Origin of the sequence: Acidihalobacter prosperus (assembly GCF_000754095.2) — a bacterium.
Lineage (GTDB): Bacteria > Pseudomonadota > Gammaproteobacteria > DSM-5130 > Acidihalobacteraceae > Acidihalobacter > Acidihalobacter prosperus.
The window spans coordinates 24,961-32,905 of sequence record NZ_JQSG02000007.1; the positions used below are offsets into that span (position 1 = coordinate 24,961).

Below are 7,945 nucleotides of genomic sequence, written 5' to 3' on the forward strand. Positions count from 1 at the left end.
GAGAACCGTATGACCCAGAACGCAATCACAGAACTCGCTATCACCGGCATGACCTGCGACAGTTGCGCCGCGCATGTGCGCCAAGCGCTCGAAGGCGTCCCCGGGGTAAGCGAGGCCCAAGTGTCCTACCCGGATGCCACGGCCCGAGTTGTGCTGGAACGCGAGGTGCCCATCCAGCAGTTGACCGAGGCGGTGGTGGGAAGTGGTTATGGCGCGCAGCCACGGAATGAGGACACCATTGCCGCGAGTGACGGGCAGGTGTTGCACATTGCCGTGATTGGCAGCGGCGGTGCGGCCATGGCCGGCGCGCTCAAGGCCGTCGAACGGGGCGCACGCGTGACGCTGATCGAGCGCGGCACCATCGGCGGCACGTGCGTCAATGTCGGCTGCGTACCGTCCAAGATCATGATCCGCGCCGCGCACATCGCGCATCTGCGGCGCGAGAGCCCCTTCGACGCCGGCCTGCCGCCCAGCCCCTCTGACGTACTGCGCGGCCCCTTGCTGGCTCAGCAGCAGGGACGTGTCGAGGAACTGCGGCACGCCAAGTACGAAGGCATTCTGGAAAGCACACCGTCTATTGAGGTCCTGCATGGTCAGGCGCGGTTCGTCGATGCACGGACCCTGCACGTAGCGCTCAACGACGGCGGCGAGCGCGTAGTTGCCTTCGACCGCTGCCTGATCGCCACCGGCGCGCGTGCCACCATCCCGCCCATCGCCGGACTGGCCGACACGCCTTACTGGACCTCGACCGAGGCGCTGGAAACCGGCGCGATCCCCCAACGCCTGGCCGTGATCGGTGCGTCGGTGGTGGCTGTGGAATTGGCTCAGGCCTTCGCTCGTCTGGGCAGCCAAGTCACGATCCTTGCCCGCCATACCCTGCTGTCTCAGGAAGACCCCGCCATCAGCGAAGCGCTGGTCTCCGCCTTCCGCAGCGAGGGCATCGAGGTGCTGGAGCACACCCAGGCAAGCCAGGTCACCTACGCCGGAGACGAGTTCGTGCTGACGCTGGGCAAGGATGAGTTGCGCGCCGACCGGCTGCTCGTGGCCACCGGGCGCAGCCCGAACACGCAAGAGTTGAATCTGGAGGCGGCAGGCATCAAGACCGACCCACGTGGCGCCATTGCCGTGGACGATGGCCTGCGCACAAGCGCTGGTCAAATCTTTGCGGCTGGCGACTGTACCGACAATCCGCAGTTCGTCTATGTGGCCGCAGCCGGCGGCACTCGTGCGGCGATCAATATGACCGGCGGCGAAGCGCGACTCGATCTCTCCGCGATGCCGGCCGTCGTGTTTACCGATCCCCAGGTGGCCACCGTGGGGCTGAGCGAGCAGGAAGCGCAGGCGCAGGGCATCGAGACCGATACCCGCATGCTGACCCTCGACAATGTGCCGCGGGCGCTCGCCAACTTCGATACGCGCGGCTTTATCAAGCTCGTGGCGCACGCCGAAACGGGGCGCTTGCTTGGCGTGCAGGCAGTCGCTGCGGAAGCTGGCGAACTGATCCAGTCGGCGGCGCTGGCGATCCGCAACCGCATGACGGTGCAGGATCTGGCCGATCAGCTCTTCCCCTACCTGACCATGGTCGAGGGGCTCAAGCTGGCCGCGCAGACCTTCACCAAGGACGTCACACAACTGTCGTGCTGCGCTGGGTAAACCACAGCGTCCGTTGGAGTGAGGATGTATAAGGCATGATCCGACATCAAGACGACGAAAGCCGGCTGCACAGTAGGCAGAAGGTGGAAGCGGCAATTGCCCGCTTGCGTGATCGCTTTCCTCTGGAAAGTGGGGTGATGGCCTTGTCGAGTCACGCCCTTGAGGATTATCGCCGTCTGATCGATCACTGGTGCGATACCGCAAGCCCGCTAGCAACCGATGTGCTTAGCCCCGAGAGTCTGTATGCCTTACTGGCCATCGACGCCGTAGTTGATCAATCCGGGCAACTCGGCTGTTACCCCTTCAGCGTCTTGCCGACAGGCATACAGGTCCAACTTGGTGACCGTTCGGTTCATGCCATGTGTGCGATCGACGCCTTGGCGGTTTCGCGCGTCAGTGGCCAAGCGACCCAGATCGTTGCCCCATGCGCCTTATGCGATACGCAGTTGGCTCTCAGGATGCGCGCCAACGGTAGCTTACATGAGGCAATGATGCATGAGACGGCGGTCCTCTGGACCGACGAAACACAGGGAAGTTGCGGTACGAACGCGTGCTGCAACACCTTATGCCCGAGTATTCGTTTCGTCTGCCGCAGTTGCGCCGAAATTGAAAGCAAAGACCATGAGGGTGACATTTTTACAGTTCCCCAGGCCGCTGTGGTTGCCAACGCTTTTTTCGGATTTCAGGCAAGGCTGCGTGGTCTGGAGATTGGATAGGGTGGACATGCGGATGAACACGGGCGAGAAGCATCCCACGTGGACGATCGGACGGCTGGCCGCTGCTGCCGGCGTGCACGTGTAAACCGTCCGCTATTACCAGCGGCGTGCTTTACTGCCCATCCCGTCACGCGTTTATGGCAGCATCCGTCGATATCACCAGGAAGATCTGGACCGTCTGAATTTTATCCGCCACGCACAGCAGGCCGGGTTCAGTCTGGATGAAATTGCCGAGCTGCTTGCCCTGGGAGAAAAGCGTTGTCACGAAATTCAAATGATCGCAGAAAGGCGTTTGCACGAGGTGAGTACACGGATCGAATCTCTGCATCGAGTAAAACACCAGCTGTCCGGGTTGATCGACGCGTGCAAGCGAGGAGAAGAAATGGATGCGCCGATCGATTGCCCGCTGTACCTGAGAATCAGGGATGATTGAACCAATGTTGACAAACTGGCAGGCCAGTCACGGCGGTTTGAATGATGTTTCGCTGCGAGCAGGTTAATGAGACGACGGTCAGCGATAAACAAACTGTCGACCATTTGTTTAACGCCCGCACGCACAATCTGTCGGCCCGCCCATCTAAAACGAACACTCTGGATCACTGCAATCGTGGGTTCCTGGCTCACGCTGTTTAATTTGGGCGGTCGCCTGATGATCGGCGATATCAGTGCCTGGATCTGGTTGAAAATCATACTGAATTATCTTACACCCTTTGTCGTATCTAATTTAGGGCTGCTGAGCCACCGAGCCTGACATCAATGAATCCGGACCGGTTCTCGAAAACGAATAACATTCTGGCCAAACGAGTTATTGATCCACGGAGCAGACAATAAGCATGCGTAAGAAATCCATCATGATTTTATTAGGGTTGTCGATCTTGATCGGGGTGTCGGGGTGGGTCAGTTGGAAATTCTCGGGAGCACCATCGACCGTGCGCTCTCAGACATCAGCACGCACTCAAACACCGATGCAATTCCATCCCGTGCCCGCCCCGGATGTTTCATTTGAAGTGGCGGGGAAGAAAACATCGATCAGCCAGTACGCGGGACACAAAATCATGCTCTGGTTGTTTTCGACATGGTGTGGCAGTTGCGAGGCTGGACTCAAGGCGCTGGCCAAACATCGCCAGGAGTTGGCGCAGGATGGCGTGACTTTGATCGTATTGGATAATTACAAGAACGATGGATATCCGGGTCTGACAACCGATGAATTTGTGCAAAAGGTCGCGCCTGAGTTGGAAAACGCGTCTGGCTGGATATTCGGGACAGCGAGCAAAACGCTTGCTGAAACGTACAATCCGAAAAGGTTTCCTGACATCTACTTTCTGATCGACAGCAAAGGGCTGATCCAGGCGGTCAGCGGTTCTCCAAACGTCACTATGCAGAAAATACTTAGGTTTGCGAAAACAGGTCAATAGCGCGAAGGGATGAGGTTTGTATAACGAGTTAAAAAATCGCAGACGGGATGAAGTGCGGTCATAGGTTATCCCTTGATTCGATCTATATGTTCTTGCCTGGAGAATGCGCGCATGTTGTATGAACTTGCTACTACGCTCAAACGCCTCTGGACGGAACCTGTTGGGCGATGGACTGTTCTCATGGCCTTCATCGTCCTGTTCCCGCTCTATGCCGTCACCTTGCCAGCCTCCCTGACCGGTGGACATATCGGCTGGGACAGTCTGCGCCTGCTCGCACCAGGGCAAGCGGTATTTGCCTTTTGCCTGGCGGTCTTGCTCGCACTCACGCTGGCCACGATGGTGCTATTGATACGCCATGGGCAACGTGCCAGCAAGAGTACTGGGATAGGTGGCGCCCTGGTCGCATTCTTCGCGCCACTGCTGTGCTGTAGCCCCCTGATTCCCTTGGGCTTGGGAGCCTTGGCCGTCGTTTTCCCGGCCGTGGCGGGATTTGCCCCGGGGATCATCCAAGGGTTTATCGCGACCCATGAATTCGAAATCGAACTGTTTGCGGTAGCATTGAGTTTCATCGCTTTCTGGCAAAATGCCAGGAAGCTTGCGCGTGGCCCGGTTTGTGCTACCCCGCACACCTGAGCGAAGCGTAACGGTCTCATCTCGAGATCAAAACTGTGCAATTTTCAGAAAACTGGCGGAAATCGCCCCTCTCAACGCATTCAGGCGACTCACCCTATCGAAGGGTGGCGAAACATCGAGGCCAATGTCAATTGCCGCATAAATACGGCTTATGAGAATGTGGGTCGATTGGGTGATGCGCTGTGGCCTGAGACATCAGTCGTATTCCCACTCTACTCGTAAACGTACGCTAAGCACAGCTTTGTCGCTTTGGATCGGGTAAAGACCGTAGCGCCCACCGGACATGACCTCCGTGGCGGAAGTCGGGATAGCGGGATAGATTGAGCATATCTCCGCCCACCGCCACCGTCGTGCCGGTGTTACGGCAATCCCATGCCGAAAAAAAGCCCGCCATGCGGCGGGCAAATACCAATGCAGCGATGGGGATGGAGAACGCTGCTGAGAAAACATACCACGGCCAATCAACATTAAGTAGTCAGATAAGAAAAAGCGGATGCTGTGCTGGATCGGTTCTGTATTCATTGGCTCGACACCTTGATCCTAGGGCGCTCGTACGCTCACTGGTCGGTTGTGATGTCATGCGAAACCGGATTGATCCGCGGATGGGTCTCCTCGCTGCCAAAGGCCACCCAGGCGCCTGACAACAGCAAGAGGCTGATCGTCGCCCAGAATGCCGGCATGACATGGTTGGTGAACTGGGCGACCCCGCCTAGAACCAGCCCACCGATGGCGTAGCCCGTATCACGCCAGTAGCGATAGGCACCCAGGGAGGCGCCACGCCATGCGGGGTCTGAGATGTCGTTGACCGCCGCGATGATATTGGGATAGAGCATGGCCATCCCTATGCCCATGATCACGGCACTGGCCAGCCACAGAGCGAGCCCCTTGAGCAGTAACGCGCCCAGAACACCCAGCGCTACCAGCCACAATCCCCAGGCGATCAGCCACTTGCGCCCGATGTGGTCGGACAGCGGTCCGCTCCACAATTGCGAAGCGCCCCATACCGCCGCGTAGACGCCGGTCACCCAGCCGATTTCCACCAGGCCCAGACCGCGCTGATGCAGATAGAGCGGAAACAGAATCCATACGAGCGTATCGGCCACCTTGTTGATCACGCCGGCTTGGCTGAGCGCGCGCAGGGTGGGGTGACGGAATGACACCAACAGGAATATCTCCCAGGCGTCGGGTTCTTCGGTGCGGGTTTGCGGAATCCGCGCTTTCGGGCCGTCGTGGCGTCCTTCCCGGTGAGCGCGGCTCTCGGCATGGGCGAATCCCCGCGTCTCGCGCACAAACCAGAGGGTAGTCAGGGCGGCGAGCAGAATCACCCCCAGTGAAAACCCGAACAGTGCGATTCGCGGACCGTAAGTGGCCGCCAGGATACCCGTCGCCAGCCCGGCTACGCCCATGGCGGCATACCCACCGAACTCATTGATCCCCACCGCGAGACCTCTTTGATCTGTACGCGCCAGATCCACCATGCTGATCACGGTGACCGACCAGGCTAGTCCCTGGCTGATGCCGAGGAAGACGTTCGCGATGACGACCCAGCCCCAGTTCTGCGCATACAGCAACAGGAAAGGGATCGGTAAGGCCGCCAGCCAGCCGAGTAGCAGCACCCTTTTGCGGCCGATGCGATCGGCCATGGCACCGGCAGCGAAATTCACTAGGCCCTTGACGAAACCGAAGGCGATGACGAAGGAGGCCAGCCACAGAAAGGCTCCTTTGGTAACACCAAAATCGGCAGACAATGTCGGCAGCACGGTACGCTCGGTGCCCAGGGTCAGACCGACGAACACCACCTGCAGGGTCTGCATGAGAAATTGCGGGGCATTGAGTCGTATGCCGCGCTGGTGGGTTTCGTCCTGACTCGAGGCGGAATCGAAATTCATCGTAATGCGTCAAGCTGTTACGGAGGGGGGCGGTTTGAGTCCCAGATTGACCTCGACCATGCGATCCATTTCGGCGGGACGTGGCGGGATTTCCTGGGTCAAGGCTTCGATAAAGGCATCTCGGGGCAAGCTCAACAATGGGTTCCAGCGCTTCTCGAAACCGAGCGTCGAGCCGGGTTTGCCCGAAATGCCGGCGCCGCACACGCTACCCGCCACATGTCCTGCATAGATTTCCGTTTCATCGGGTAGATCCAGTAATTTTCCATGCAGGCTGTCCCAGAGTTGGCCGGCCATTTCAACTTCTCTGCCCGCAAGATCGGGGCGACCCACTGCACCCACGAACAGCGTGTCTCCGGTCAACACAAACCAGGGTTGATCGCCACGGCGCTTGTCGGTGACCAGAAGGCATACCGAATCTGGGGTATGACCTGGTGTGTGCAGCACGTCAATGGCGACGTTGCCTACCTCGATGCGCTGTTTATCCGCCAACGGCTCGAAACCGAATTGCACGTTGCCTAGGTTCGCCTCATGCAGGCAATACGTGCCGCCGCTGCGTTCGGCCAGCGGGCGGCCGCCGGAGTAATGGTCGGCATGAATATGCGTATCGATAACATGCGTGATACGAACATCCTGCTTGCGGGCTTCCTCAATGAACCAATCTTCGTCTCCCAGCACGGGGTCGATGGCCACGGCCACGTGGCAGGAAGCGCAGCCGAACAGGTAGGACAGGGTGGCATCCTTGGTGGGTAGTTGTCTGAAAAACATGATCCATCCTCCTCAATGAGATAGTTTTGCGGTCGGCTGTCAATGGTTGGTTTGCCCGCATTAGTCATCGAACACAGGGCACAGCCTTGCCTCGACCGGCAGACCTTGCGCTCGCCACTCCGCCACCCCGTCTTCGATGCGCGTAGCGCGGTAACCTTCCCGGCTTAATAAGGTCACGGCCTCCTTGGCCATCACGCAGAATGGCCCGCGGCAATACGCCACGATGGGCTTGTCGTGCGGCAGCTCCGCCAGGCGTTTGCGTACTTCGGCAAGTGGCATGGAGAGCGCATACGGCAGGTGACCGGCAGCGAATTCCGTCTCGGGACGCACGTCCAGTACGACAACGTCGCCCCGCCTGGCTAGTTCAAACATCTGCGTACGGTTGATCGGGGTCAGTTCTGCTGCCTGTTCCGACATCCTGGCGAGCGCATTCTTCAGTTCCAGCAAATGCGCCTCGGCCAGTGATCGGATACTCACCCAGAAATCCGCCACACTGTGATCGGCGAGGCGATAAAACACGCGCTTGCCTTCCCGCCGTGTCTCGACCAAACGGGCCTGGCGTAGTTCCTTGAGGTGCGCGCTGGCCAGCTTGATAGAAATCTCCGCCTCGGCCGCCAGTTGATCGACAGATTTCTCCGCTTGGGCAAGCAGCTCGATTAGTTCCAGGCGCTTGGGGCTGGCAACCGCCTTGCCAATGCGGGCCACCTGCGCGTAAAGCAAATCTTTGATTTCACGTTCAGTCATGTGGAGATAATAATCTAAAGATCTTTTGAATTAAAGATGAGGATGCATCATACTTCAAGATGATTGACTGCAGCAAGCGCCTTCGAGTGGGTTGCCCGGGATAATCCCCCCGAAAAGTTGAACCGCTCCG

The 7,945-nt window shown here is 58.7% G+C and carries 7 protein-coding genes and 1 pseudogene; 5 read left to right on the forward strand and 3 right to left on the reverse strand.

What is annotated here, in order from left to right; genetic code table 11:
- Window positions 1-9 precede the first annotated feature (9 nt).
- From merA to THPRO_RS16020, 5 genes and pseudogenes are all read left to right on the forward strand, one after another.
- Window positions 10-1,653 carry a mercury(II) reductase gene (gene merA / locus THPRO_RS16000; RefSeq protein WP_038094072.1) on the forward strand — a complete coding sequence of 548 codons (1,644 nt, stop codon included), beginning with the start codon at window positions 10-12 and terminating at the stop codon, window positions 1,651-1,653.
- Between the two features lie 35 nt (window positions 1,654-1,688).
- Window positions 1,689-2,369 carry an organomercurial lyase gene (merB, locus tag THPRO_RS16005; protein ID WP_065089907.1) on the forward strand — a complete coding sequence of 227 codons (681 nt, stop codon included), beginning with the start codon at window positions 1,689-1,691 and terminating at the stop codon, window positions 2,367-2,369.
- Between the two features lie 97 nt (window positions 2,370-2,466).
- Window positions 2,467-2,802, forward strand: a pseudogene (locus THPRO_RS17550) (MerR family DNA-binding protein); the annotation flags it as partial.
- A gap of 400 nt (window positions 2,803-3,202) precedes the next feature.
- Window positions 3,203-3,784 carry a peroxiredoxin family protein gene (locus THPRO_RS16015; protein ID WP_082954726.1) on the forward strand — a complete coding sequence of 194 codons (582 nt, stop codon included), beginning with the start codon at window positions 3,203-3,205 and terminating at the stop codon, window positions 3,782-3,784.
- Between the two features lie 111 nt (window positions 3,785-3,895).
- Window positions 3,896-4,417 carry a hypothetical protein gene (locus THPRO_RS16020; protein WP_082954727.1) on the forward strand — a complete coding sequence of 174 codons (522 nt, stop codon included), beginning with the start codon at window positions 3,896-3,898 and terminating at the stop codon, window positions 4,415-4,417.
- 557 nt (window positions 4,418-4,974) lie between these two features.
- On the opposite strand, the gene THPRO_RS16025 is transcribed toward THPRO_RS16020, so the two are convergent.
- From THPRO_RS16025 to THPRO_RS16035, 3 genes are read right to left on the reverse strand one after another with little or no spacing between them, the layout of a single operon-like run.
- Window positions 4,975-6,306 carry an MFS transporter gene (locus THPRO_RS16025; RefSeq protein WP_038094077.1) on the reverse strand — a complete coding sequence of 444 codons (1,332 nt, stop codon included), beginning with the start codon at window positions 6,304-6,306 and terminating at the stop codon, window positions 4,975-4,977.
- Window positions 6,307-6,315: 9 nt separating this feature from the next.
- Window positions 6,316-7,071, reverse strand: a complete 756-nt coding sequence (locus tag THPRO_RS16030) for an MBL fold metallo-hydrolase (protein ID WP_038094080.1) — start codon at window positions 7,069-7,071, stop codon at window positions 6,316-6,318.
- 60 nt (window positions 7,072-7,131) lie between these two features.
- Entirely contained in the window at window positions 7,132-7,815 is a 684-nt protein-coding gene (locus tag THPRO_RS16035) for a metalloregulator ArsR/SmtB family transcription factor (protein ID WP_038094082.1), read from the reverse strand.
- Window positions 7,816-7,945 lie beyond the last annotated feature (130 nt).